Below are 25898 nucleotides of genomic sequence, written 5' to 3'. Positions count from 1 at the left end.
GCCGCAGGCGGCGTCTCGAAGGACGGTCGCGAGCCGAATTCATGGGTTTCTCGCTGCGGCCGTCCTTCGAGACGCCCGCTTCGCGGGCTCCTCAGGACGAGGGGATTGGGAACTTCGTCCTTCGCCTATAGGGTCTGACCTTGGTGTCTTCATGGTGAAATTCGAACCACGAAGACACGAAGAGGCGCCCCGCCGCCGGAATCCGGCGCGGGAGGATGGGAGGGCCGGGACGCCGCGGCTCCGTTTCGGCCGTGGCGTAAAAAAGAGACGCGCATCGAAGCCGGAAAGCATCCCGGACCACGGCCGCCTTTTCTGTTCGCCGCCTGCGGGCTCAGGGTTGTTTTCCCCTTTCGGGTAGTCTATGCCCGCGCGAGCCTCGGAAATTCGGCCGACTTTCGCATGTGTTCCCACATGCCTCCGCACGAAGGAGAAGTCGCGCCGGCGGCGTGGCGTCGCTCGAGACGAGAGAGGGTCTGCCCTCGCCCTTGCGAACCGCGCCCCCGCCGACGCCGCCTACCCTTCAAGGCGACGCCCCATCGGCGGAGGCAGGGAGAAAGATAGGAAATTAGTCCGAGAGCGTCAAGAGGCTTTCCTTCGCGCCCCCGCGTGATAATCTAGTCAGCATGACCAGATCGGCCCGACCAACTCCACCAAAGCCGCCTCGCCCGCCGAGCCGTTGGGCGCTGCAGGACGCCAAGGCGCGCTTCAGCGAGCTGGTGCGGCGCGTTCGCAGCGAGGGGCCGCAGCACGTCACCATTCATGGACGCGACGAAGTGGTCGTCGTCGCCGCCGACGAGTTTCGCCGTCTCGAGGGCGAGAGAACCGGCGAGGCCCTGATCGCCGCCATGCAGTCCTCGCCCTACCGCGACATCGACATCGAGCCGAGGCGCGAGCGGGCGCCGGTGCGTGACGTCGAGCTGTGACGGGCTGGCTGCTCGACACGAATATTCTCTCGGAGCTGCGCCGCCCCAGACCCGAAGCGAAGGTCGTCGCCTTCATCGCCGCGCAGCCGCTCGATCTGCTCTATGTCAGCACGGTCACGCTCGCCGAGATTCGCTTCGGGATCGAGCTCGTCGAAGACGCGACGCGACGCGCCGAACTCGGCGACTGGCTGACGCACAAGGTACGTCCGATGTTCGAGCGGCGCGTGCTGCCCGTGAGCGAGGATGTGATCCTCAAATGGCGGCTGCTCGTCGAGGACGGCCGCAAATCCAGACACACATTCTCGCAACCGGACTTGTTCATCGCGGCGACGGCGCTGCATCACGGCTTGACAGTGGTGACGCGCGACGCCGCCGAATTCGCGCGGGCGCGCGCGCAAGTGCTCGACCCGTGGCGGTGAGGGCGCCTTTTCGCGCCTGACTTCGACATCGTGCAAACCATTGATTGGTCCGGGATCGGCGCGCGCGCCGAAGGTCTTGAATTATGCATTACGTCGCTCTGGGGATTGTGTCCGCGACCATCTTAATATGATATGATCAAGGGTTGTCGCTGGGCGAGAGAGGCCGCCATCACGCCTTCCACTCGAACGGATTCAGCGTCGGCGCCCGCAGTGCTTCGAAATCCCGCATATCGCGCGTGACGACGGTGAGCCCGTGGACGATCGCCGTTGCGGCGATCATCGCATCCTCGATCAGCCGATCCGGCTTGCGATGCACGAGACGCGCCCATTGGCGAAAAGCGGGCGCGTCCATGGCCAGCACATTATAGGTCGCCGCGACCTGCTCCAGCCAGGCTTCGATCGCAGCCGCGCGTTCGGCGTCGCGCGCGCGCGTGATCTCGATCCCCGCCTGAATCTCGCCGATCGTCACGGCCGACAAATAAAGGTCATGGTCGGCGACGCTCTCGAGCCAGGCAATGACGCCGCCATGCGGCCGCGCGCGCCGCAATTCCGAGACGACATTCGTGTCCAAGAGATACATTAATCGAAGCCGCGGGGCGGCCGACGACGCCGGGCGCCCCGCTCCGGCAAATCCAGATCGCCGCGCGCCGAGTCGGACAGGAGCAGGGCCTTCAATGTCGGCGGCGCGGATTGACGAAGCCTGCGCCATTCGCCGATCGGGACCAGAACAGCGGCCTCCGCGCCGCGCCGCGTGACCATCTGCGGACCGTCGTGGAGACACGCGTCCAACAGCTCGCTGAATCGCGCCTTGGCGTCCTGGACAGCCCAGCTCTTCATGATGCGCCCTCTGCTGACCAGTCAGATAACTAGTTATTTTGTCGCATCGGCGCAAGCGACGAGCGAAGCGAAGGCGGCGCAGACGGTTTCCTCGCCCTCCGAGACGCCGGCTTCGCCGGCTCTTCAGGATGAGGAAAAATTTCCCAATCGCTCGGGTGCTGGACGCCGAATCTCGCCTCGGGCTATCACCGCTCCACTGAAAGCGCCCGCCCCGCCCACCAAAGAGCACCCATGATCCCCTGGACCCTCCTCGATACGGCTACCGTGCCCGGCGGCGAGGGCGAGCTGCGGCTCCGGCGGCGGGGCGCGGAATTTTCCATTCGGCTCGGCACGGTCGAGCTGATGAACAGCCGCATCAGCGGCTCGGAGGAGGCGCTGGCGACGCTCGCCTGCGCGAAAATCGCAGGGAAGACGCAGCCGCGCATCCTCATCGGCGGTCTCGGCATGGGCTTTACCTTGCGCGCCGCGCTGGGCGCGCTCGGGGCGAAGGCGCAGATCGTCGTCGCCGAGCTCGTGCCGGCCGTCGTCGCCTGGGCGCGGGGGCCGATGGCGGAGCTGTTCGGCGACAGCCTGACCGACGAGCGCGTGCGCATAGAGGTGGAGGATGTCGGGCGAGTGATCCGCTCCGGCCGCGGAAGCTATGACGCCATTCTCCTCGACGTCGACAATGGCCCCGAGGGCCTCACGCGCGACTCCAATGGCGGGCTCTATGGCGTCGAAGGATTGCGGGCGGCGCGCGCCGCGCTGCGCCCCGGCGGCGTGCTGGCCGTGTGGTCCTGCGCTCCGGATCGTGATTTTGCCGTACGGCTGCGCAGGACCGGCTTCGGCATGGAGGAGGTGAGGACGCGCGCCAGAGGCAGAGACGGCGGCGCGCGGCATGTGATCTGGCTCGCCACGCGCGCCGATGCGCCGGCCCGGACGCGGGCGGACGCATATCCGGATTGACGCGGAAGGCTCGGGACACTCGCGCAGCCGCGCGAACACTCTCAGAGTGGAACCCCTCCCCGCTTTGGATGCTCAAGAATCGGCGTCCGCGTGGGTTAGGCAGGGCAGCGGCATCGGTTCTCTCGACCAGACTTTGGCCAGACTCGCTGCATCTGCGCTTATCGTCGTTGTTCCAAAAACTCGCTAAAAGGTTCTGGAAGGCGTTCATGTACAAATTCTGTGACCAGCTCCCTTCCTATCGGTGTAGTCCTGACGGCCTCGGCTCTGATGACTTCGACCATCCCTTTTCTTATCATAAAATCAACGAACTCCCGGGCAAAAGGCGGATCATCGCGAGCCACGCCTCTTTGCGTAAGCCCTCGAATTTCACGTAGTGGCTGCTCAGCTAGCTTCTCAAGAATCTTTGCTACAATGTCGAATTTTGGATGATGACCGTAAACAAAATAATCATCTATTTCATCAACTATAGCTCCTTGATATTTCAGGTATCCATAAGCATTATTTCCTTCAAGATATACCCTACTGCCATTTATGCTTACGTATATACATGGCTTTTCAGCCAACGCCTTAAATGACGCGCCCTCAAAAACGCAATTTGAAAAGTCACACTCATATATAAGAGATCCATCAAAGCTGCTAGAAGTCAGATTGCAGTCGGAGAACAAGATAGAATCTAACAAAGAATTTTCGAATGCACTATTTGATAGATCGAGCGCGCCAAACGACAAGCGCGATACCTCAGAGTTTCTCATATTTATAGATATTTTATTTGAACTTAAATTGTTTATGTTGAAGCTGATTTCTTGAACACGTATTGAATCCATAAGCAGGTCTCCACCTCCAAATTTCTTCAAAACGCTATCTGTTTTTTGACCATCGCCAAGTCTCCCAAAGGCCTCCCATAATAGGCATACATAGTTACCAAGCGATGGCTTTGCTTCTCGATACGGCCACACCGCTGTAATTGAACTAATACAGCTTTCTATTACACTCCTGTCCATTGAGGCGACAAACGATTTCATTGGCTCAGAGATGGGAACTTTTATATCCGGAAAATCCCTGGCCCTGCATTTTCCAATAAAATATTCAGCAACTAGATATTCTCTCAGAGAATTGTGAGAAAACGCCCACCCAGCCTGAGAGTTCTCTGTTGATCTAGTGAGAGTGGCTGAGCTTCTAAGATTCTCAAACAATGAGATTCTTTCCGATACTCGGTGGTCTGCATCAAGAACTCTCAAATGCGCCCTGAACTCCTGATCAATGATTGAATAAAATACACCGTCTGTTGCAACCCTAACATCTCTTTGAGAAATAATAATTGCCAGCTGATGAAGGCACGCCCTCCGAATCTTCGGCTCAATTCCAGGCGTCCTCTTTTGATCTCTTAACATCAATCTATCAATTATCATTTTATATATAAACCACTCCCCCAACACCCTTGGATTGCCATTCATTTCTTCTTCCGGCTGAGCCTTCAATTCATCAATGAGATCTAGCAAGTACGTAATTATTACCGGCTTACCAGAAAGAGAGCGATTTTCACCAGAAATCGTACGAAAAACAGACTTAAGAATTGAAATAACGATCCCCTGGCCAGCTAAGTCATCTTTTAGCTTTCTTTCTACTAGAGCCAATGTTTGCGCCGGGGATAGATCTTGTAGAACTCTTTCAAACCTGTTTAAAAGCAATCGAGTAACTGCAATGTCAACGCATCTCTCTGTTTCCAGATAGCCTTCATCGCTCTTGCTAATATAGTATTCATTGTCCTTAAACATCTTATATAACGCCTCGAAAACGTGAAACTCCTCGGATTCCGTAAAATAGTTTGGCCTGCTAGTAAGCACTCCCTTCGCTCCCCCAGAAGCTAGGTCCGCCAGGGCGCTTAGGCATGCCCTCCTCTCACGCGTATTTAGAAATTGAGCCATCTCGTCGTATCCATCCAATAGCAGGATAACACGACCGGTACGAATCAACTGAAGAAGAAAATCGATTGAGATATGCGTCAGCCCGTTTGTATCCAAGAAATGATGCAACAGAGTCCGAGAATCAAATTGTCTCGAAAAATCACGGAGCTCAATCCGCAATGGAATTGGCTCATCTGGTGATTTTCTATATTTCTCTACTAAGCGCCTCTGTATCACCTGAGTAAGCGCTGTCTTGCCTGTTCCATATTCCCCCAGTACTATTATCCAACGCCTGTCTGTCGAGTTGTCTGACGCCCACGACATGATCCAATCGGTCGCGCGTTCGTGACCATTCGAATCGTCAAAAAAAGGTTCTTCATAGGAGTTTTCAAACTGTTTTAGCTCACGATCTTCCAGGATTCGATCTGCATAATACGAGAACTTTTCAAACGACCTAAATAACTCTGTATAAGTCATTGTTTTTATGCCGGTTGCCGTCGCGCGCTCTCGTACCTCAGCTGTAAACCCGTTGCTCGAAATTAGCAGGCAGACACATGATGCGTCCTGCTTTTGTAACAAGGCAAATTTCGTCAAGTCCTTTGCATATTTTGTATTGCTCACATATTCAACCGTAGCCTCTATGTATATGGTAGGAGCGAATGGGCTTGCCTTCGATTCTGCAATAAGGTCGACTTGAGCTCCATGTATATGGATGTTTTCTCTAACATCATAGCCGTTCAACTCGAAAAGCCGTCTGATCGCAGGGGGAAGAGTATCTGCTGTAAAATCGAGTTCCAACATCGCTGCGTCCTCCAAGAAATTTTCTGCCACACGAGCGAAGTTCAAAGGCTCGATCGTCCGGACCAAGGCGCTCTCCCGCCACGGAGCATATGTTAGGAATTCCTTGTCGGCAAACGGCTGCGCCCCCTTCCCCTGCCGCCAATTCTCGTCTAACACACGGCCGACCGCCGGGCCGGGCCTCCCGCCCCGCCGGATCTCGTCTCACGGAGGGCGCGCTGGACCTTGAATAGGCTGCGGCGCGGCCTTTTTTTGTGCGCGGCCCTCGCGAAACGGGACCGCTTCAGGCGATGAGACGCGCGCTCTCCCCCATTCTGGGGAGCGTCCCGCGACGAAAGGATGACAGACGGACCGACATGCCGAAGCGAACAGACATCTCGACCATTCTGATCATCGGCGCCGGCCCCATCGTCATCGGCCAGGCCTGCGAATTCGACTATTCCGGCACTCAGGCCTGCAAGGCCCTGCGCGCCGAGGGCTATCGAATCGTCCTCGTCAATTCCAATCCCGCGACGATCATGACCGATCCCGACATGGCGGATCGGACCTATGTCGAGCCGATAACGCCCGAGATCGTCGCCAAGATCATCGAGAAGGAGCGCTATCGGCTTCCCGGCGGCTTCGCGCTTCTGCCCACAATGGGCGGCCAGACGGCGTTGAATTGCGCGCTCTCGCTCGAGCGCATGGGCGTGCTGGAGAAATTCGACGTCGAGATGATCGGCGCCAACGCCCAGGCCATAGACAAGGCCGAGGATCGCGAATTGTTCCGCGAGGCGATGACCAAGATCGGCCTCTCGACGCCGCGCTCGCGCCTCGCCAACGCAACCGACGTCAAGACCTCCGACAAGGCCAAGCGCAACGCCGATATTGCCGAGATCGAGGCCTCCGCCCTCTCCGCCGAGGAGAAGCAGAAGGCGATCGCCGATATTCGCCGCCGCTGGGAGGCGGACGAGCCGGAGCGCAAGCGGCGCTACATTTCCAAGGGCCTGACCGAGGCGCTGGAGGCGCTGGAGGATATCGGCCTGCCGGCGATCATCCGCCCCTCCTTCACCCTCGCCGGCACGGGCGGCGGCATCGCCTATAACAAGGCCGAGTTCATCGACATCATCGAGCGCGGCCTCGACGCCTCGCCGACCACCGAAGTGCTGATCGAAGAGAGCGTCATCGGCTGGAAAGAGTATGAGATGGAGGTCGTCCGCGACAGAGCGGACAATTGCATCATCGTCTGCTCGATCGAGAATATCGATCCCATGGGCGTGCATACGGGCGATTCGATCACCGTCGCCCCCGCCCTGACGCTGACCGATAAAGAATATCAGATCATGCGCGACGCCTCGCTCGCCGTGCTGCGCGAGATCGGCGTCGAGACCGGCGGCTCCAATGTGCAATTCGCCGTCGATCCCGCCACCGGCCGCATGATCGTCATCGAGATGAATCCGCGCGTGTCGCGCTCCTCGGCGCTGGCCTCCAAGGCGACGGGCTTCCCCATCGCCAAGGTCGCCGCCAAGCTCGCCGTCGGCTACACGCTGGACGAGATCGCCAACGACATCACAGGCGGCGCGACGCCGGCCTCCTTCGAGCCGACGATCGATTATGTCGTCACCAAGATTCCGCGCTTCGCTTTCGAAAAATTCCCCGGCGCCGAGCCCGTTCTGACGACGGCGATGAAATCCGTCGGCGAGGTCATGGCGATCGGGCGCAATTTCGCCGAATCGCTGCAAAAGGCGCTGCGCTCGCTGGAGACCGGCCTCTCCGGCCTCGACGAGATCGAGATCGACGGCATGGGCCGCGGCGACGATATGAATGTGCTGCGCAGCGCGCTCGGCACGCCGACGCCGGATCGGCTGCTCGTCGTCGGCCAGGCGCTGCGGCTCGGCATGGATCCGCAGGAGATTCACGAAGCCTGCAAGATCGACCCCTGGTTCATCGCGCGTCTGCAGGAGATCGTCGCGCTGGAGGCGCGCGTGCGCGCCTTCGGCCTGCCGCAAGACCCCGACAATTTCCGTGCGCTGAAGTTCGCCGGCTTCTCCGATGCGCGGCTCGCCACGCTCACCGGCGCCGGCGAGAAAGAGGTGCGCGCGGCGCGGCGGGCGCTCGACGTGCGGCCGGTCTATAAGCGCATCGACACTTGCGCGGCGGAATTCGCCTCGCCCACCGCTTACATGTATTCGACCTATGAGACGCCTTTCCTCGGCGCGCCGGCGAATGAGGCGCGGCCGTCGAATCGGCGTAAGGTCGTCATTCTCGGCGGCGGCCCGAATCGCATCGGCCAGGGCATAGAATTCGACTATTGCTGCTGCCACGCCTGCTTCGCGCTCGCCGACGCAGGCTACGAAACCATCATGATCAATTGCAATCCCGAGACTGTGTCGACGGATTACGACACCTCCGATCGTCTCTACTTCGAGCCGCTGACCGCAGAGGATGTGGAGGAGATTTTGGACGTCGAGCGCAGCAATGGGACATTGCATGGCGTGATCGTCCAATATGGCGGCCAGACGCCCTTGAAGCTCGCCCATGCGCTGAGCTCGGCGGGCCTGCCCATTCTCGGCACGCCGGTCGATTCGATCGACCTCGCCGAGGATCGCGACCGTTTCAAGCGCCTGCTCGACAAGCTCGGATTGAAGCAGCCGAAAAACGGCATCGCCTATTCGGTGGAGCAGTCGCGGCTCGTCGCCGGCGAGCTCGGCCTGCCTCTGGTGGTGCGGCCCTCCTATGTGCTGGGCGGACGCGCGATGGCGATCATCCGCGACCAGAATGCGCTCGACGATTATCTGCTCGGCACGCTGCCGAGCCTCGTGCCCTCCGATGTGAAGGCGCGCTATCCCAATGACAAGACCGGGCAGATCAACACGGTTCTCGGCAAGAATCCGCTGCTCTTCGACCGCTATCTCACCGACGCCATAGAGGTGGATGTCGATTGCCTCGCCGATGGCGAGGAGGCGGCCATCGCCGGCGTGATGGAGCATATCGAGGAGGCCGGCATTCATTCCGGCGATTCGGCCTGCTCGCTGCCGCCGCGCTCGCTGTCGGCGGAGATGGTGGCCGAGCTCGAGCGGCAGACGATCCAGCTCGCCAAGGCGCTCGGCGTCATCGGGCTGATGAACGTCCAATATGCGCTGAAGGACGGCGAAATCTTCGTTCTGGAAGTCAATCCGCGCGCCTCGCGCACCGTGCCCTTCGTGGCCAAGGTGATCGGCGCGCCCATCGCCAAGATCGCGGCGCGGATCATGGCCGGGGAGAAGCTCTCGGCCTTCACTCTGCCCACCCGCGCGCCGAATCACGTCGGCGTGAAAGAATCGGTCTTCCCCTTCGCTCGCTTCCCCGGCGTCGACACCGTGCTCGGGCCGGAAATGCGCTCGACCGGCGAGGTCATCGGCCTCGACCGCAGCTTCGAGGCCGCCTTCGCCAAGAGCCAGCTGGGGGGCGGCACCAAGGTGCCGCGGCAGGGAACGGTCTTCGTCTCGGTGCGCGACGCCGACAAGCCGCGCGTCATAGCCGCGGTCCAGCAGCTGGTGAGCCTCGGCTTCACCGTGGTGGCGACCGGGGGAACCGCCCGCTATCTGCAGGAGCAGGGCGTGCCGGCGCAAAAGCTGAACAAAGTGTCGGAAGGGCGCCCGCATATCGTCGACGCCATCAAGAACGGCTCCGTTCAGCTGGTGTTCAACACGACCGAAGGCGCCCAGGCGCTGGCGGATTCTCGTTCCTTGCGCCAAGCTGCGCTATTGCATAAAGTCCCCTATTATACGACTCTGGCCGGCGCCATAGCGGCGGTCCAGAGCATCAGGGCCTATGTATCGGGAGATCTCGAAGTCCGCGCCCTTCAGGACTATTTCGCGCCGGATGCGTGATCCCGCGCGCGCAAATATCAAGTGAAGGCCGCCGCATCCGCGGCTCGTTCATGTCGAAGGAAGTCCGACCGTCCGCCGCAGCTGTCGCTGGTCCGGGGGCGCGGGAATTTTTTGACCGGGTCAGGACCATCCAGGAGCGAAAGAGCAAGAGACATGGTGGACAAGGTGCCCATGACCGCCGCCGGCTACGCCACTCTCGACGAGGAGTTGCGTCAGCGCCAGCAGATCGAACGTCCGCGCATCATTCAGGCGATCGCCGAAGCGCGCGCCCATGGCGATCTCTCGGAAAACGCTGAATATCACGCCGCGAAAGAGGCCCAATCGCTGAACGAGGGCCGCATCGCCGAGCTCGAGGACAAGCTCTCTCGCGCTGAGGTCATAGACGTATCCAAGCTCACCGGCAATACGGTGAAATTCGGCGCGACGGTCACCGTCGTCGACGAGGACACCGAAGAGGAGAAGGCCTATCAGATCGTCGGCGAGCCCGAGGCCGATGTGAAGAACGGCCGCGTCTCCATCGCCTCCCCCATCGCCCGCGCGCTGATCGGCAAAAAGGCCGGCGACACCGTCGAGGTGAAGACGCCGGGCGGCGGCAAGAGCTATGAGATTTTGAAGGTCGCCTTCGTCTGAGCGGCAAACAGCGCCCTCCCCTTCTCCCACTCGTGGGAGAAGGTGGCCCTCGCGTCAGCGAGGGTCGGATGAGGGCGCCTCCCGCAGGCCAACATCTCGATCAACGGCACGGCCCCTCATCCAACCCGGCCATTAGCCCGGCGCTTGCGACGGGCGTCCTATCGGACACCCTATGGCCGGGCCACCTTCTCCCGCGCGCTGGAGAAGGGAGAGCGGGAATAGCCTGGGTCCTCTCCGACGCCCGCGTCGGCCACGAAATCCAGAGCCTCGGCATAACGGACGCCCTCGGCCTCTCCCCCCGCCTCATTCGCCTCGCCCCACGTGGCCTCATCGCCGCGCTCGCGCCCTTCGGCCCGATCGACCCGCGCGAGGCGAGGCTCCTCGCCCCGCCCTATCCCGATCTCGTCATCGCCTGTGGGCGGCGGACAATTCCCTATCTACGCCATGTGAAGCGCGCCTCGGGCGGCGCGGTCTTCACCGTCTATGTGAACCGGCCGGCCAGCGGGCTCGGGACGGCGGATGTCATCGTCGCGCCGCGCCATGACCGGCTCGCGGGGAAAAATGTCATCGCCCCGCTCGCGCCGGCGAATCGGCTGACGCCGCAGCGACTCGCCGAAGCGCGCGCGGCGCTCGATCCTCGGGTCGCGGCGTTGCCGGAGCCGAGAGTGGGGCTGTTGATCGGCGGGGATAGCCGGCATTTTCGGTTTTCGCAGCGGGATGCGGAGAGGCTTCTCGCCGCCGTCGGCGCCATGCTGGACCAGGGGTGGAGCGTCGCCGCGACCGTCTCGCGGCGCACGCCCGCGGGGCTGGTCGAAGCGTTGCGCGAGCGGCTCGCGAGCCGTCATCCGCCGCTCGCTGACGCGAGGGGCGCCTTCTCCCGCGCGCGGGAGAAGGAAGCGCGCGCCTTTCTTTGGGCGGGGGATGGCGACAATCCCTATCTCTCCACACTCGCCGGCTCGCAGGCGCTGCTGGTGACAGCCGATAGCGTCAATATGGTCGCCGAGGCGGCGGCGACCGGCGCGCCGGTCCATGTCTTCGAGCCGGAAGGCGGCGCGGCCAAGATCGCCGCCTTTCTCGATGCGCTCGAGCAGCGCGGCGCTCTGCGCCGCTGGCGCGGCCGGCTCGAACATTGGCGATACGAGCCGCTGAACGAGACGCCGGCCATCGCCGAAGAGATCGCTCGCCGCTACGCCGACTTCCGTGGGGCGGCCCCCGTATTGCTTCATGGCTCGCGCGCTTCGTAATGAATTCGCGAGTCGCACGAAGATCAGGAGCGGTTGCGGCGCAACGCATAATGGCTAGATTGCGCCCATCCGAACGCGCCGCGCCGTCCGCGCGGAGACATTCGCAAAGAGCCTCTTCATGTCCGCAGACGATAAAGGCCGCCTGCACGCCCGCGTCATCGTGCTGGGGTCCGGCCCCGCCGGCTATACGGCGGCGATCTACACCGCGCGCGCCATGCTCGAGCCCGTGGTCATCGCCGGCTTCGATCAGGGCGGCCAGCTCATGATCACCACAGATGTGGAGAATTACCCCGGCTTCGCCGAGCCGATCCAAGGCCCCTGGCTGATGGATCAGATGCGCGCCCAGGCCGAGCATGTCGGCGCCAAGCTCGTCTCCGACCATATCGTCGAGGCGCGGCTGGACAAGCGGCCCTTCGAGCTATTGGGCGATTCGGGCACGCTCTATACGGCGGACGCGCTCATCATCGCGACCGGCGCCAAGGCCAAATGGCTCGGCATTCCGAGCGAGGAGACGTTCAAGGGCTATGGCGTCTCCGCCTGCGCCACTTGCGACGGCTTTTTCTTCCGCGGCAAAAAGGTGCTGGTCGTCGGCGGCGGCAATACGGCCGTCGAGGAGGCGCTCTATCTTTCGCAGATCGCCGCCGAGGTGACGGTTGTGCATCGCCGCGACGCCTTCCGCGCCGAGCGCGTGCTGCAGGAGCGGCTCGCCGCGCGGCCGAATGTCAAAATCCTCTTCGATCACGCCATCGACGAGATATTGGGCGGCAGCGCGCCGCCTTCTGTCACGCAGACGCGCGTGAAGAACGTGAAGACCGGCGCGACGCAGACTCTGGATGTGGACGGCGTCTTCATCGCCATCGGCCATCAGCCGGCCTCGGAGCTGTTCGTCGGCCAGCTGGAGCTGAAGCCCTCCGGCTATATCGCCGTGCAGCCGGGCACGACCAACACCAATATTCCGGGCGTGTTCGCGGCCGGCGATGTGGCGGACGAGACCTATCGCCAGGCGGTGACGGCGGCCGGCCTCGGCTGCATGGCGGCGCTGGATGTGGAGCGATATCTGTTGGAGACGCCCACCCATGCGAGCGACGCGCTCGCCTCCGAGGAGCCTTTGTAACAGCAGCCCCCAGTCCCCACCCTCCCCTTCAGGGGGAGGGTCGCGCCGCAGGCGCGGGGTGGGGTCCGCGCGACAAAGATTCGGGGAACACCCCACCCCGGCCTGCTGCGCAGGCCGACCCTCCCCCTCGAGGGGAGGGTGAGCAGGACGGCCGGCGATGCGCGACGAGGACAGGCTTCGACGATTTCGCCTCGGAACGGCGCGTCGCCTGCGCGAGAACGCGACAAGCGCAGAGCAAAAGCTCTGGCGTGAGCTGGATCGCGTGCCGCTGCTGAGGACGCATTTTCGAAGACAGGCGCCGATCGGTCCTTACGTCGTCGATTTTGTCTGCTTGCGCGAAAAGCTCGTGATCGAGGTCGATGGCCCGTCGCATACGGAACCCGGGGCGTCGCAGCGAGACGCCGAGCGGACGCTCTGGCTCGAACGGGAGGGTTATCGCGTTCTCCGTTTTTGGAACCAGGAAGTGTACGAGAATGTCGATGGCGTTCTCGACACGATCTATGCGGCGCTGTACGGCTCTCTCGCAGCGGAGGCTGGCGCGCCACCGCCGCCGGCCCCACCTTTGAGTGAAGAGCTCTGAGACTCCCGATGGTCATCTCTGAGATTTCGCAGAGCCCGAATCCCCACCCTCCCCTTCAGGGGGAGGGTCGCGCCAAAGGCGCGGGGTGGGGTCCGCGCGATAGAGACTCGGGAGCGCCCCACCCCGTCCTGCTTCGCAGGCCGACCCTCCCCCTGAAGGGGAGGGTGGAAAAACGCCTCGTCTCCGCACGCACGAGAAACAGATAATCGATGCCCGACCTTCTCCTCGAACTCTTCAGCGAAGAAATCCCCGCCCGAATGCAGCGTCAGGCGGCCGATGATCTGCAGCGGCTGGTCTGCGGCGCGCTCGCAGAAAAGGGGCTGACCTATGAGGGCGCGGCCGCCCATGCGACGCCGCGCCGGCTGGCGCTGCATATCGCCGGCCTGCCCGGCCGTCAGCCGGATACGCGCGAGGAGAAGAAGGGTCCGCGCGTCGGCGCGCCCGACGCCGCCATTCAGGGCTTTCTGAAGAGCGCCGGCCTCGCGTCGATCGATGAGGCCAGAATCGAGAAAGACGCCAAAAAGGGCGAGTTCTATGTCGCCGTCATCGAGCGCGCCGGGCGCGAGACGATAGAGGTGCTGGCGGATCTGCTGCCGGGCATTGTGAAGAGCTTCCCCTGGCCGAAATCCATGCGCTGGGGCAAAGCCTCGACGCGGCTCGATTCGCTGCGCTGGGTGCGGCCGCTGCAATCCATCCTCGCGACTTTCGGCACGGAGATGGAGACGCCGGATGTGGTGCGCTTCTCTGTCGATGGAATCGAGAGCGGCGATCTCTCCCACGGCCATCGCTTTATGGCGCCGGCGTCTTTCGCGGTGAAGCGCTTCGACGATTACGTTCCCGCGCTGGAGAAGGCGAAGGTCGTGCTCGACGCAGCGCGCCGGCGAGACATCGTGCTGCACGATGCGCGCAATCTCGCTATGGCTCTGGGGCTGGAGCTGGTCGAGGACGCCGCGCTGCTCGAGGAGGTCGCCGGCCTCGTCGAATGGCCGGTGACGCTGATGGGCGCTTTCGACGAGAGCTTCCTCTCCATTCCGCCGGAGGTCATTCGCGCGACCATTCGCGTCAATCAGAAATGCTTCGTGCTGAAGCGCCATGACGGCGGCCTCGCCAATCGCTTCATCCTCGTCTCGAACATCGAGGCGAGCGATGGCGGCGAGACGATCATCGGCGGCAATCAGCGCGTCATCGCCGCGCGTCTGTCGGACGCCAAATTCTTCTACGAGACCGATCTGAAGACGAAGCTCGGCGAGCGTCTGCCCAAGCTCGACACTATCGTGTTTCATGAAAAGCTCGGCACACAGGGCGAGCGCGTGAAGCGCATAGAGGCGCTGGCGCGCGAGCTTGCGCCCATCGTCGGCGCCGATGCGGACAAGGCCGCGCGGGCGGCGACGCTCGCCAAGGCAGATCTCGTCACCGAAATGGTCGGTGAGTTCCCCGAGCTTCAGGGACTCATGGGCCGCTATTACGCGGCGGCGCAGGGCGAGGACGCAGAGGTCGCCGCGGCGCTCGAGGAGCATTACAAGCCGCAGGGGCCGGCAGACCGCATTCCGACGAGCCCGGTGTCCATCGCCGTGGCGCTGGCCGACAAGCTCGACACGCTGGTCAGCTTTTGGGCGATCGACGAGAAGCCGACCGGGAGCAAGGACCCTTATGCGCTACGCCGCGCGGCGCTGGGCGTCATCCGCCTCGCGCTCGAGAATGAGCTGCGGTTGCCATTGCGCGAAGCCTTCGCCGCCGCGCAATGGCCTGTCTGGCTCGCGGCGCGCACGCCGCTGCGCGAGCTGGTGACGAGCGAGGTCAATCGCGTCGCCTCGGACCTCTCGCCCAATGGAGCCGCGACTCTCTCGGCCGACGCCGAAGCGCATCTGCGCCGCGACATAGAGAAGCAGCTTCACGCCGTCGGCAGAGAGCCGGGCGCCGAGGCGCCCTCGCCTGCCGCCGAGATTTTCTTGCGCGAGACGCTGCCGCCTCTCCTGGCCGCCAATGCGGCCGATCTCCTCGCCTTCTTCATCGACCGCCTGAAGGTCTACCTTCGCGATCGCGGCGCACGATATGACCTCATCGATGCGGCGCTCGGGGCCTCGGCCTCGGCGCAGTCTCGAGAAGGGAGCGCGCAAATGCCGGACGATCTGCTCACCATCACGCGCAAGGTGGAGGCTCTGGGGAAATTCCTCGACACTGACGACGGCAAGAATCTGCTCGCCGGCTTTCGCCGCGCCGCCAATATTCTCAAGATCGAGGAGAAGAAGGACGGCGCCGGCGCCTATGAGGAGCCGCATCATCCCAATCTGCGCATGGAGCAGCCCGAGCATAAGCTCGCCGCCGCCATCAAACGCGCGCGGGAGGAGACGTCGGAACGGCTCGACAAGGAGAATTTCGAGAGCGCCATGCAGGCGCTGTCGAAGCTGCGAGAGCCGGTCGATGATTTCTTCGAGGCGGTGACGGTGAATTGCGACGATCCGAAAGTGCGCCTCAACCGTCTGCGCTTGCTGGCCGAACTGCGCGAAGCCATGTTGCAAGTGGCGGATTTCTCGAAGGTGGCGTGAGCCGCCGACAGCGAGCGAAGCGACGACGCTTCGCTCGCAATGGCGCGCCATCCTGCGATGAAGCACGATTTCGAACGACTCCAGACACGTTAACTCTGCTTGAACGAGATCGAGGTAAATTGCGTATAACTGTGAAAGCGGGAACAAATAGGATACGTTTTCAAATGCGGTTCACCTCGATCGGCGCCGGCCTCGCGCTCAGACAGTTCCTTTTTCTGGCTCTGCTGCTGATCATGGGCGCGACCGCCTATGTGTCGGTCGCCAATGTCCGCGATCTGACCGCCGCCGCGGCGGACCCCGCCAATGCGGCGCAGGCGGCGCAATTCGCCGTCACCGCGAATCAGGCGGCGGCGACGCTCTCTCTCGAGCTGCTGCTCGGCACACTGGCGGCCGCTTTTCTGGTGGTGGGGGTCTCGATCCCGACCATTCATCGCACCGTCGCCGCGCCGATCAAGACGATCGCGCGGCAAATGGCCGATCTCGCGGCCGGCGACACTACGATCGTGGTGCGGGGCGCCGAGCGCGGCGATGAGATCGGCGCGATTTCCAAGGCGCTGATCGTGCTGCGCGACGCGATGCGCGCCAACAACGAGATGGCCGCAGAAATCCGCGCCCGCGACGACCGCGAGGAGCGGCTGCGCCGCGAGGCCGCCATTCGCGATCAGGTCGAGCATTATTCGCATGACCTTTCGGCGACGACCGCGGCGCTCGGCGAGCTGACCAAGAAAATGGCCGGCGCATCGGAGGAGATGATCGTGCAGGAGCGTCGCGCCCGCGAGGATACGGATTTCGCCCGCACCGCCTCGCTGCAGGCGGCCGCCGACGTCGCCTCCGTCGCCACCGCCTCGGAGCAATTGCTGGAGGCGATCGGCGAGATCAGCCGCCAGGCGGTGGAATCGACCACTGTGGTGCGCCAGGCCGTGCAGGAGACCAACGGCTCCAGCGCCGAGATGCTGCGGCTTTCGGCCGCCGCCAATCGCGTCGGCGATGTGGTGAGCCTCATCTCGCGCATCGCCGCGCAGACCAATCTTCTGGCGCTCAACGCCACCATAGAGGCGGCGCGCGCCGGCGAGGCGGGCCGCGGCTTCGCCGTGGTGGCGCAGGAGGTCAAGAGTCTGGCCACCCAGACCGGCAAGGCGACGCAGGAGATCGCCGATCAGATCTCCGAAATTCAGGCGGCGACCAATCTCTCCGTGTCCTCGATCGACAAGATCAAGAACAAGATCGCCGAGGTGGAGCATATTTCGGCGATCATCACCTCGGCGGTGCATGAGCAGGACGCCGCCACCAAGGACATCACCCGCAGCGTGCGCTCGGCCGCCGACAGCGCCTCGGCCATGTCGCAGCATGTGGCGCAAGTGGCGAGCGCTATGGCGATGACAGGCGCCGGCGCCGAATCGATCGTCACTCTGGCGCGCGAGATCGACCATATGGCCCGCCGCACCCAGGCGCATACGGAAGAGCTGGCGCAGAGCCTGGCGAGCTGAGACAGTCCGCACGAGATAAAAAGGTTCGCGCTCTCCTTCTCCCACAAAGTGGGAGAAGGAGAGCGCGCGCGGCTTCAATGCTTCGCCTTTTTCGTCACCCCAGATCCAACTCCATCGCGGCTTCCATATGCAGCGGCAGGCGCTTCGGCGCGATAAAGATCGCGTCCCCCCGCAGCACATGATCCGCGGCCCATGGATTTGACGCCAGCCATTTCGACGCCGCACGGGAAATGCGCCGGCGTTTCTCCTCGGTGATCGAGATCATCGCCTCTTCGAGGCTGGCGCGCGCCTTCACTTCCACGAAGGCGATGGTCCGCCCGCGCCGCGCGACAATGTCGATCTCGCCGCCGCGAATATGATAGCGGCGATCGAGGATGGCGTAGAATTTGGCGCGCAGCCACAGCGCCGCGATCGTCTCGGCGCGCAGCCCGCCGCGATGGCGCGCGCGCCGTTCTTCTGTCTCGCTCACTTTCGGCTCTCGCTCACTCGCGCGTCTCGCTCTCGCGCTCGGCGGCGAGCTTTATCGCCCGCGCATAGACTTCGCGGCGCGGCCGGCCGGTGGAGGCAGAGACGACGCTGGCCGCGTCCTTCAGCGAATGGGCGGCGAGCGCCTCCTCGAGCTGAGCGTCGAGCTCGGCCTCGCTCGTCGCCTCGGCGTCCACGCCGGGCGGGGCGATCAGCACGACGATCTCGCCGCGCGGCGGCTCCTCCTCGCGCAGAGCGGCGGCGAGCTGGTCGAGCCTGCCGCGACGCACCGATTCGTAGAGCTTCGTCAGCTCGCGGGCGATGGCGGCGTCGCGCGGGCCGAGCACGGCGGCGGCGTCCTCCAGCGTCTCGGCGACGCGCTTGGGCGATTCGAAAAACACCAGAGTGCCGGGAATGCGCGCCAGCTCGGCGAGGCGCGCGCGCCGCGGCCCGCCCTTGTGCGGCAGAAAGCCCTCGAAGAAAAAGCGGTCCGTCGGCAGGCCGGCGACGACCAGCGCCGCCAGCACGGCCGAAGGGCCGGGAACGGAAGTGACCTTGATTCCCTTTTCCAGAGCCTCGGCGACGAGCTTGAAGCCCGGATCCGAGACCAGCGGCGTGCCGGCGTCCGAGACGAGGGCCAGCGCCGCCCCCGCCTCCAGCCGCGCGATCAGATGCGGACGCATCACATGGGCGTTGTGCTCGTGATAGGCGACGAGCGGCGTCGAGATTCCGTAATGGGCGAGCAAGGTCTTGGTGACGCGCGTATCTTCCGCCACCACGGCGTCGGCCGCCGCCAGAGTCGACAAAGCGCGGAAAGAAATATCCTTCAGATTGCCGATCGGCGTCGCCACGAGATGCAGTCCCGGCGCGATCTTCTCCGCCTCCGCCCGCAGACCGAAAGCGGTATAGGCCGCCGTCGCCGTCACTTTATCCTCGCTCATGGCCATCCGCCCGATCTCCACCGATACGGCCGTTCGATGAAACGCCCGATCGTTCTTTTTACAGAACATTACCAACGCGTTCAAGGCCGCAATTTCCCCGCAAAATTCGATTTTATTTCAATTTAGGGGTTGCCGTGCGCTTTCCGCAATCGCGTATAAGACGGCGATTTCATCGTGCCGTTCGAGCGGGAGGCTTCCATTGGTCACGGGTAGGCAGGACAGGTTTCGGCGAGACGGCGCAGCTGCGCCGGCGCGCCTTTTCTGCGCCTTGGCTGCGGCGGCCCTGCTCGGCGCCTGCAATCCGACGGCGGGGCCCGGCGTTCCGGGCGCGCCCGAGCTACGGCTCTCGGCCCCGCTCGGCAAGGTGGAGGTGGGCCAGCTCAGCGAGGGCGATCAGATCGGCAGCGGCGCGACGCGCATCGCGCTGATCGTGCCGCTCTCCATGGCCTCCGGTCCGAGCCAGGTGGGCGCCTCGCTGCTGAACGCCGCCAAGCTCGCCTATGCCGACAGCGGCGCCAATGACGTGACCATTCTGGTCAAGGACGATCATTCTACGGCCGCCGGCGCCGCTCAGGCGACGCAGAGCGCCATCAATGAGGGCGCGGAAATCGTCATCGGCCCGGTGTTCGCCAGCGGCGTGAAGGAGGCGGCGCGCGTGGCGCAGGGCGCCGGCAAGCCGATCATCGCCTTTTCGACCGATTCCTCGGTGGCCGGCAAGGGCGTCTACCTTCTGTCTTTCCTGGTCGAAGGCTATGTCGAGCGCATCGTCGATTTCGCCGCGCAGCGCGGCAAGAAATCTATCGCCGCGCTCGTGCCCGACAATGATTACGGCACTGTGGCGCTGGCCCAGTTCCAGCAGAGCGCCGCCAATCACGGAATGCGCGTGCTGACGATCGAACGTTATAAACCGGGCGCCGTGCAGCCCTCGGTGCAGCGCATCGCCCAGGCGGCCGAGCAGATCGACGCGCTGTTCATCCCGGAGCAGGCCGAGGCCATGGCCGCCGTCTCGCAGGAATTGCAGGCCGCGCATATCGACACCAAGCGCATTCAGGTGCTCGGCACCGGCCTTTGGAACGATGCCCGCGTGCTGAAGCTGCCGGCGCTGCAGGGCGCCTGGTTCGTCGCGCCGGAGAACGCCGGCTTCAATGCGCTGGCGCAGCGCTATCGGGCCAAATTCAGCAGCGATCCTGCGCGCATAGCCACGCTCGCCTATGACGCCGTGTCGCTGGCCATCGCGCTGTCGCGCAGCCAGGGCTCGCAGCGCTATTCGGAGAATGTGCTGCTCAATCCGTCGGGCTTCAACGGAGCCGATGGCGTGTTCCGCTTCAAGGCGGACGGCATGAACGAGCGCGGCCTGTCGGTGCTGGAGATTTCCGGCGGCGCCGCCAAAGTGCTGTCGCCGGCGCCGCGCACATTCACCGGCAATGGGGCGTGATTCCCTCATCGGGACGCCTCCGAAGAATCTTCTGAACGAACATGTCCTCCGGGTCTTTCTCATAGCCCCCCCGTCCGGCTTCGCCGGCCGACCCTGCCCCTAGAGGGGAGGGTGGATGCGAATGCGCCGCCCCGCCCCGCTCGAGACATGAGGAAGCGCTTTCGCCCCGGGGCGAAACGCGTTACTTCCTCAGGGGCGGCCCGCCGGGGGCGAGCTGCGCCACGAAAGAGACATGGCGAGCATGATCGACGTCGCGGTCCAGATGGACCCTCTCGAAAAAATCAATTTCGCCGGCGATTCGACCTTCGCGCTGATGCTCGAGGCGCAAAGGCGCGGCCATCGCCTGTGGCATTACACGCCCGACAGACTCTCGCTCGGCGCCGGGCGGCTGAGCGCGCCGGCGCGCGAGATTTCCGTCTTCGACGATTCCGCGCGCTATTATGAGCTCGGCGAGGAGCGCGTGCTCGATCTCGCCGGCGTCGATGTCGTGCTGCTGCGCCAGGACCCGCCTTTCGACCTCGCCTATATCACCTCGACGCATTTCCTCGAGAAGATCCAATCGAGGACGCTCGTCATCAATGATCCCGCCGCCGTGCGCAATGCGCCGGAAAAGCTCTTCGTGATGGAATTCGCCGATCTGATGCCGCCGACGCTGCTGACGCGCGACCGGGCGGCGATCGAGGCGTTCCGCGCCGAGCATGGCGACATCGTCATGAAGCCGCTCTACGGCCATGGCGGCGCCGGCGTGTTCAAAGTGGCGCCGGTCGATCCCAATTTCGGCTCGCTCTTCGATCTCTTTTCCACGACCTTCCGCGAGCCCTGGGTGGCGCAGCGCTTTCTCCCCGCGGTGAGCCAGGGCGACAAGCGCATTTTGCTCGTCGACGGCGAGCCGCTCGGCGCGGTGAACCGCATTCCGGCGGAGAACGACATTCGCTCCAATATGGTGCGCGGCGGCGCGGCGGCCTCGACGGCGCTGACCGAGCGCGAGCGCGAAATCTGCGCGCGGCTCGGCCCGGCGCTGCGCGCCCGCGGCCTGCTGTTCGTCGGCATAGACGTCATCGACGGCAATCTGACCGAAATCAACGTCACCTCGCCGACGGGCCTGCGGGCCCTCTCCCGGCTCGGCGGCCCCGATCTCGCCGCGCCGATCTTCGACGCGATCGAGGCCAAGCTCGCGAGGCTGCGCGCGAATGGCTGACGCGCGCAAGGCCGCGCTGCGCGCGCGGGAAGAGCCGCGGCCGCCGGCACGGAGCGAGGCGCCGAGCGCAGACGGCGTGCGCGCGACGCTCGGCGAAAAAATCGCCGCCGTGAGCAGAGCCGCCAAGCCCGGCGAGCCGCGCGCGGCGGTGGTCGAGATTTTGCGCAAGGCCCTCGCCGAGAGCCACGAAATCGCGCGCGCCTATCTCGAATCCGGCGGCAAGGGCCTCGTCTGCGCGCGCTATCTCTCCGATCTCGAGGACGAGATCATCGGCGCGATCTATGATTATGTCGTGCGTTTCGTCTATGTCGCCGACAATCCGACCTTCGGCGAGCGGCTGACCATCGTCGCCGTCGGCGGCTATGGGCGCGGCACTCTGGCGCCCGGCTCCGACATCGATCTTCTGTTCCTGCTTCCCTATAAGCAGACGCCCTGGGGCGAGAGCGTCGTCGAGGCGATCCTCTATATGCTCTGGGACCTGCGGCAGAAGGTCGGGCATTCGAGCCGCTCCGTCGCCGAATGCCTGCGCCAGGCGCGCGCCGACATCACCATCCGCACCACCATTCTCGAGGCGCGCTTCATCCTCGGCAGCTCGGATCTCTTTCATGAGCTGCTCGAGAGCTTCGAGCGCGAGATCATGCGCGTCGACGCGCGCGAGTTCGTCGCCGCCAAGCTGGCCGAACGCGACCAGCGCGTCTCGCGCGCCGGCTCCTCGCGCTATCTCGTCGAGCCCAATGTCAAAGAGGGCAAGGGCGGCCTGCGCGATCTGCACACGCTGTTCTGGATCGCCAAATATGTCTATCGCGTGCGCGAGCCGGAGGAGCTCGTCGCCGCCGGCCTGTTCACGCGCAGCGAGCTGACGCTGTTTCAGCGCTGCGAGGAATTTCTGTGGCGCGTGCGCTGCCAGCTGCATTTTTCGACCGGCCGCGCCGAGGAGCGCCTGTCCTTCGATCTGCAGCCCATGCTCGCGGCGAAATTCGGCTATCACGATCGCGCCGGCCTCTCGCGCACCGAGCGCTTCATGAAGCATTACTTCCTCGTCGCCAAGGATGTCGGCGATCTCACCGCCATCGTCTGCGCGGCGCTGGAGGCGCGCGAGGCCAAGCCGCCGGCCATGCTGGACCGCGTGCTCGGCCGGCTGCGACGGCGCGCGCGCAAAATGCCGTCGGATGATTTCATCGTCGAGCACGACCGCGTCAATGTCGCGGCCGAAGACGTGTTCCGCCGCGATCCGGTGAATATCATTCGCCTGTTCTGGACCGCCGACCGCTATGGGCTCGCCATCCATCCGGACGCCGTGCGCGCCATCACGCGCTCGCTGCGGCTCATCGATTCCGAGCTGCGCGCGAGCAAAGAGGCCAACCGCCTGTTTCTCGATATTCTGCTGTCGCACAATACGACAGAGACCGTGCTGCGGCGCATGAACGAGACCGGCGTGCTCGGGCGCTTCATTCCCGAATTCGGCCGCATCGTCGCGATGATGCAATTCAACATGTATCATCACTACACGGTCGACGAGCATCTATTGCGCGCAGTGGGCGCGCTGGCGGCGCTCGAATCCGGCCGCGGGCCGAAACAGGCCGCGCTCGCCAATGACATTCTGCCGACAATCTCCAATCGCAAGACTCTCTATCTCGGCCTGCTGCTGCACGATATCGCCAAAGGCCGCAAGGAGGATCACTCGCAGGCCGGCGCGGAGATAGCGCATTCGCTGTGTCCGCGGCTCGGCTTCGATCCCGGCGAGACGGATACGGTCGCCTGGCTGGTGCAGCATCATCTCCTGATGTCCAGCATAGCGCAGAGCCGCGATCTCTCCGACCGCCGCACCATCGAGAATTTCGCGGCCATCGTGCAGACGATGGAGCGGCTGAAAATGCTGCTCGTGCTGACCATGTGCGACATAGACGCGGTCGGCCCCGGCGTGCTCGACGCCTGGAAGGCGCAGCTGCTCAATGTGCTCTATTGGGAGACGGAAGTCGTGCTCGGCGGCGGCCATTCGGCGGCCGATCGCAAGAGCCGCGTCGCCCATGCGAAGGAAGAGCTGCGCGCCGCGCTCGCGGATTGGAGCGACGCCGATTTCGCCGCCTATGCGCAGCGCCATTATTCCGCCTATTGGCTAAAGGCCGATCTCTCCCGCAAGATCCGCCACGCCCGGCTCTTGCGCGATCTCAGCGACACGAAGACGCCGCTCGTCACCACTGTCGATCTCGACACCAAGAGCGGCGCGGTGGAGCTCACCGTCGTCGCGCAGGATCATCGGCGCCTGCTGTCGATCATCGCCGGCGCCTGCGCCGCGAGCGGCGCCAATATCGTCGACGCGCATATTTTCACCACGGCGGACGGGCTCGCGCTCGACACCATCTTCTTCTCGCGCGCCTTTCCGCTCGACGACGACGAATTGCGCCGCGCGCGCCGCGTCGCCGAATACATAGAGAAAGCGCTGCGCGGCGAGATCGCCATTTCCGAGGCGGTGGCAGCGCGCAGCGCGCAGCGCGGCGCGACCACGGCCTTCGACATCGCGCCCGGCGTCGTCATCGACAATAGTTTCGCCAATATGGCGACCGTCATCGAGGTCTCCGGCCTCGACCGCGTCGGCCTGCTCTTCGATCTGACGAACGCCATCTCCAATCTCAATCTCAACATCGGCTCCGCTCATATCGTCACCTTCGGCGAGCGGGCTGTGGACGCCTTCTATGTGACCGATCTGACCGGCGGGAAAATCGTCTCGCCCTCGCGTCAGGCGGCGATAAAGCGCCAATTGCTGGATGTCTTCGCGCTCCGCGTGCGAAAGACCTCCGGCGGGGGCGCGGGCGCCGCCCCGACTTGATTTTGCGCGCTCCCGCACTGATATCGGGGGCGTTTCATCGCCAATGGAAGAGATCATGAGCGACGATAAGAAAAAGGACACCCAGGAAGAGGCCCGCGCCCGTCAGGCGCAGGCGAGCGACGACGCCTCCGCCCTGGCGCAGCCGGGGGCGGAATCCGACATCGCCGAGCCCGAGCCTTTCACGGAGCTCGAGAATCTCCACGCCGAGGTCGCCAGCTTGAAAGACAAGCTGCTGCGCACGCTCGCTGATATGGAGAATATGCGGCGGCGGACCGAAAAAGAGATCGCCGACGCCAAGACCTATGGGGTGGCCAATTTCGCCCGCGAGATGCTGACCTTCGCCGATAATCTGCGCCGCGCCGTCGACAGCGTGCCGGAACAATCGCGCGAAGGCCTCGAGCAGAATATTCGCACGCTGATCGAGGGCGTCGAGCTCACCGAGCGCGATTTCGTCTCCCGCCTCGCCCGTTTCGGGGTCAAGAAGATCGAGGCGCAGGGCCAGCGCTTCGACCCCAATCAGCACGAGGCGCTGTTCGAGATACCGGACGAGAGCGTGCCCAATGGCACGGTCGCGCAAGTGGTCGAGCCCGGCTATACGATCGGCGAGCGCGTGCTGCGCCCGGCCAAGGTCGGCGTCGCGCGCGGCGGGCCGAAGGCCTGATCGGCGCTTTTTTCAAGAGTGGCCGCGCGCGACGTCGATGACGCCGCGCGTCACAGCCAATCATTGCGGCGAAAGCGCCAGTAGAGCGTCGCGCAGATCGCCGCCGTCGCGCCGAGAATGAGGAAATAGCCGTAGCGCCATTTCAGCTCCGGCATATGCTCGAAATTCATTCCATAAATGCCGGCGATCGCGGTCGGCACGGCGAGAATGGCGGCCCAGGCGGCGAGACGCCGCGTGATATGCGTCTGCTGCATCTGGCCGTTCATCAGGCTCGCCTCGAAGGCGAAGGCCAGCACCTCGCGCAAAGTGGCGATCTGCTCGCGCACGCGCAGAATATGGTCGGTCACATCGCGAAAATGCGGACGCATGGCGGCGTCGATCGCCATGACCTCCGTATGCTCCAAGCGTTGGCAGACATCGACCAGCGGCGCGACCGCATTGCCGAGCCGCAAGAGATCGCGGCGCAGCGCATAGAGCCGATCGACATGAGCCCGGTCCAGCGATCGCGCGAGAATGTGATCCTCTATCGCTTCGACTTCCGCATTGATCGTCGCCAGCACGGGAAAGTAATTGTCCACGATGAAATCGAGTATGGCGTAGACGATGTAATCCTCGCCCTCGGAGAGCCCATGCGGCGCCGCCTCGCAACGCTCGCGCACATGCGCGTAGGAGCTGGAGGCGCCGTGGCGGATCGACAGCACATAGCCCTTGCCGACGAAGAGATGCGTCTCGCCGAAGGCGATGCGGCCATTCTCCATCTGCGCGGTGCGCGCGACGATGAACAGACCGTCGCCATATTGCTCGAGCTTGGGATATTGATGCGCCTTGCCGGCGTCCTCTATCGCCAGAGGATGCAGATCGAATTGCCGCTGCACGCGCGCGAGCAGCTCGAAGGACGGCTCATAGAGGCCGATCCACACGACATGGCCGGGACGCGCGGCGAAGTCGCCGGCTTCCTCTATCGCTATGTCCTGAAGCCGGCGGCCATCCGCATAGACGGCGGCTGCGACGACGCCGGGCTCGATCGATGCATTCATGTTGGGCCTCGTCGGGACGTTCGACATCGGCGACGATCTAATCGCCGCCGCCGATG

20 protein-coding genes are annotated in these 25898 nt (G+C 63.8%); 14 read left to right on the top strand and 6 right to left on the bottom strand.

Annotation, left to right across the window (positions count from 1 at the left end):
• Positions 1 to 623 precede the first annotated feature (623 nt).
• Positions 624 to 923, top strand: coding sequence for a type II toxin-antitoxin system Phd/YefM family antitoxin (locus KP010_RS11610; RefSeq protein ID WP_142861523.1), 300 nt, complete (start codon positions 624 to 626; stop codon positions 921 to 923).
• The gene (locus KP010_RS11605; RefSeq protein WP_142861524.1) at positions 920 to 1342 is read left to right on the top strand and encodes a type II toxin-antitoxin system VapC family toxin; all 423 of its coding nucleotides are present in this window, start codon (positions 920 to 922) and stop codon (positions 1340 to 1342) included. The genes KP010_RS11610 and KP010_RS11605 overlap by 4 nt, the downstream gene beginning before the upstream one ends.
• 169 nt (positions 1343 to 1511) lie before the next feature.
• Here KP010_RS11605 and KP010_RS11600 read toward each other — a convergent pair whose 3' ends face one another.
• Both KP010_RS11600 and KP010_RS11595 read right to left on the bottom strand, forming a co-directional pair.
• A complete protein-coding gene (locus KP010_RS11600; RefSeq protein WP_142861525.1) occupies positions 1512 to 1922 on the bottom strand; it encodes a type II toxin-antitoxin system VapC family toxin in 411 nt (136 codons plus the stop codon).
• The gene (locus KP010_RS11595; protein ID WP_142861526.1) at positions 1922 to 2179 is read right to left on the bottom strand and encodes a type II toxin-antitoxin system Phd/YefM family antitoxin; all 258 of its coding nucleotides are present in this window, start codon (positions 2177 to 2179) and stop codon (positions 1922 to 1924) included. The genes KP010_RS11600 and KP010_RS11595 overlap by 1 nt, the downstream gene beginning before the upstream one ends.
• A 231-nt stretch (positions 2180 to 2410) precedes the next feature.
• On the opposite strand from KP010_RS11595, the gene KP010_RS11590 reads away from it, so the two are divergent.
• On the top strand, positions 2411 to 3124 hold the full coding sequence (locus KP010_RS11590) for a spermidine synthase (RefSeq protein WP_142861527.1): 714 nt from the start codon (positions 2411 to 2413) through the stop codon (positions 3122 to 3124).
• 158 nt (positions 3125 to 3282) lie between these two features.
• On the opposite strand, the gene KP010_RS11585 is transcribed toward KP010_RS11590, so the two are convergent.
• Complete coding sequence (locus tag KP010_RS11585; RefSeq protein ID WP_216280904.1) at positions 3283 to 5829, bottom strand: NACHT domain-containing protein; 2547 nt, start codon at positions 5827 to 5829, stop codon at positions 3283 to 3285.
• 353 nt (positions 5830 to 6182) lie between these two features.
• Here KP010_RS11585 and carB point away from each other — a divergent pair, with 353 nt between their 5' ends.
• The 7 genes from carB to KP010_RS11550 all read left to right on the top strand — a co-directional run bounded on the left by carB (position 6183) and on the right by KP010_RS11550 (position 17278).
• Positions 6183 to 9677, top strand: coding sequence for a carbamoyl-phosphate synthase large subunit (gene carB / locus KP010_RS11580; RefSeq protein WP_216280903.1), 3495 nt, complete (start codon positions 6183 to 6185; stop codon positions 9675 to 9677).
• 156 nt (positions 9678 to 9833) lie between these two features.
• A complete protein-coding gene (gene greA, locus KP010_RS11575; protein ID WP_026191343.1) occupies positions 9834 to 10307 on the top strand; it encodes a transcription elongation factor GreA in 474 nt (157 codons plus the stop codon).
• Positions 10308 to 10375: 68 nt separating this feature from the next.
• Positions 10376 to 11551: a mitochondrial fission ELM1 family protein gene (locus KP010_RS11570; RefSeq protein WP_142861530.1), complete on the top strand. Its 1176-nt coding sequence runs from the start codon at positions 10376 to 10378 to the stop codon at positions 11549 to 11551.
• A gap of 118 nt (positions 11552 to 11669) precedes the next feature.
• Entirely contained in the window at positions 11670 to 12665 is a 996-nt protein-coding gene (gene trxB, locus KP010_RS11565) for a thioredoxin-disulfide reductase (RefSeq protein ID WP_142861531.1), read from the top strand.
• Between the two features lie 157 nt (positions 12666 to 12822).
• Positions 12823 to 13245, top strand: coding sequence for an endonuclease domain-containing protein (locus tag KP010_RS11560; RefSeq protein ID WP_142861532.1), 423 nt, complete (start codon positions 12823 to 12825; stop codon positions 13243 to 13245).
• A gap of 209 nt (positions 13246 to 13454) precedes the next feature.
• Positions 13455 to 15791: a glycine--tRNA ligase subunit beta gene (gene glyS / locus KP010_RS11555; RefSeq protein ID WP_142861533.1), complete on the top strand. Its 2337-nt coding sequence runs from the start codon at positions 13455 to 13457 to the stop codon at positions 15789 to 15791.
• Between the two features lie 164 nt (positions 15792 to 15955).
• Complete coding sequence (locus tag KP010_RS11550) at positions 15956 to 17278, top strand: methyl-accepting chemotaxis protein (protein WP_142861534.1); 1323 nt, start codon at positions 15956 to 15958, stop codon at positions 17276 to 17278.
• A gap of 94 nt (positions 17279 to 17372) precedes the next feature.
• Here KP010_RS11550 and KP010_RS11545 read toward each other — a convergent pair whose 3' ends face one another.
• Both KP010_RS11545 and rsmI read right to left on the bottom strand, forming a co-directional pair.
• Positions 17373 to 17747, bottom strand: a complete 375-nt coding sequence (locus KP010_RS11545; RefSeq protein WP_108918417.1) for a YraN family protein — start codon at positions 17745 to 17747, stop codon at positions 17373 to 17375.
• 13 nt (positions 17748 to 17760) lie between these two features.
• Positions 17761 to 18684 carry a 16S rRNA (cytidine(1402)-2'-O)-methyltransferase gene (rsmI, locus tag KP010_RS11540; protein ID WP_216280902.1) on the bottom strand — a complete coding sequence of 308 codons (924 nt, stop codon included), beginning with the start codon at positions 18682 to 18684 and terminating at the stop codon, positions 17761 to 17763.
• 268 nt (positions 18685 to 18952) lie between these two features.
• Here rsmI and KP010_RS11535 point away from each other — a divergent pair, with 268 nt between their 5' ends.
• The 4 genes from KP010_RS11535 (at position 18953) to grpE (ending at position 24805) form a co-directional block, all read left to right on the top strand.
• Complete coding sequence (locus KP010_RS11535; RefSeq protein WP_216281508.1) at positions 18953 to 20119, top strand: penicillin-binding protein activator; 1167 nt, start codon at positions 18953 to 18955, stop codon at positions 20117 to 20119.
• Between the two features lie 241 nt (positions 20120 to 20360).
• Positions 20361 to 21317 carry a glutathione synthase gene (gene gshB, locus KP010_RS11530; RefSeq protein ID WP_142863420.1) on the top strand — a complete coding sequence of 319 codons (957 nt, stop codon included), beginning with the start codon at positions 20361 to 20363 and terminating at the stop codon, positions 21315 to 21317.
• Entirely contained in the window at positions 21310 to 24144 is a 2835-nt protein-coding gene (locus KP010_RS11525; RefSeq protein ID WP_216280901.1) for a [protein-PII] uridylyltransferase, read from the top strand. Before gshB ends, KP010_RS11525 begins: the two co-directional genes overlap by 8 nt.
• A gap of 55 nt (positions 24145 to 24199) precedes the next feature.
• Positions 24200 to 24805: a nucleotide exchange factor GrpE gene (gene grpE / locus KP010_RS11520; RefSeq protein WP_216280900.1), complete on the top strand. Its 606-nt coding sequence runs from the start codon at positions 24200 to 24202 to the stop codon at positions 24803 to 24805.
• A 50-nt stretch (positions 24806 to 24855) separates the two neighbouring features.
• Here grpE and corA read toward each other — a convergent pair whose 3' ends face one another.
• The gene (gene corA, locus KP010_RS11515; protein WP_142863412.1) at positions 24856 to 25869 is read right to left on the bottom strand and encodes a magnesium/cobalt transporter CorA; all 1014 of its coding nucleotides are present in this window, start codon (positions 25867 to 25869) and stop codon (positions 24856 to 24858) included.
• Positions 25870 to 25898 lie beyond the last annotated feature (29 nt).

It is taken from the genome of Methylosinus sp. KRF6, from assembly GCF_018887255.1.
GTDB classification, from domain to species: domain Bacteria; phylum Pseudomonadota; class Alphaproteobacteria; order Rhizobiales; family Beijerinckiaceae; genus Methylosinus; species Methylosinus sporium.
This window is presented reverse-complemented; position numbering and strand designations above follow the sequence as displayed.

Coding starts and splice junctions, on each gene's coding strand:
- KP010_RS11610 (WP_142861523.1), top strand. CDS start 624: ATGACCAGATCGGCCCGACCAACTCCACCAAAGCCGCCTCGCCCGCCG.
- KP010_RS11600 (WP_142861525.1), bottom strand. CDS start 1,922: ATGTATCTCTTGGACACGAATGTCGTCTCGGAATTGCGGCGCGCGCGG.
- KP010_RS11595 (WP_142861526.1), bottom strand. CDS start 2,179: ATGAAGAGCTGGGCTGTCCAGGACGCCAAGGCGCGATTCAGCGAGCTG.
- KP010_RS11590 (WP_142861527.1), top strand. CDS start 2,411: ATGATCCCCTGGACCCTCCTCGATACGGCTACCGTGCCCGGCGGCGAG.
- KP010_RS11585 (WP_216280904.1), bottom strand. CDS start 5,829: ATGTTGGAACTCGATTTTACAGCAGATACTCTTCCCCCTGCGATCAGA.
- carB (WP_216280903.1), top strand. CDS start 6,183: ATGCCGAAGCGAACAGACATCTCGACCATTCTGATCATCGGCGCCGGC.
- KP010_RS11570 (WP_142861530.1), top strand. CDS start 10,376: ATGAGGGCGCCTCCCGCAGGCCAACATCTCGATCAACGGCACGGCCCC.
- trxB (WP_142861531.1), top strand. CDS start 11,670: ATGTCCGCAGACGATAAAGGCCGCCTGCACGCCCGCGTCATCGTGCTG.
- KP010_RS11560 (WP_142861532.1), top strand. CDS start 12,823: ATGCGCGACGAGGACAGGCTTCGACGATTTCGCCTCGGAACGGCGCGT.
- glyS (WP_142861533.1), top strand. CDS start 13,455: ATGCCCGACCTTCTCCTCGAACTCTTCAGCGAAGAAATCCCCGCCCGA.
- KP010_RS11550 (WP_142861534.1), top strand. CDS start 15,956: ATGCGGTTCACCTCGATCGGCGCCGGCCTCGCGCTCAGACAGTTCCTT.
- rsmI (WP_216280902.1), bottom strand. CDS start 18,684: ATGAGCGAGGATAAAGTGACGGCGACGGCGGCCTATACCGCTTTCGGT.
- gshB (WP_142863420.1), top strand. CDS start 20,361: ATGATCGACGTCGCGGTCCAGATGGACCCTCTCGAAAAAATCAATTTC.
- KP010_RS11525 (WP_216280901.1), top strand. CDS start 21,310: ATGGCTGACGCGCGCAAGGCCGCGCTGCGCGCGCGGGAAGAGCCGCGG.
- grpE (WP_216280900.1), top strand. CDS start 24,200: ATGAGCGACGATAAGAAAAAGGACACCCAGGAAGAGGCCCGCGCCCGT.
- corA (WP_142863412.1), bottom strand. CDS start 25,869: ATGTCGAACGTCCCGACGAGGCCCAACATGAATGCATCGATCGAGCCC.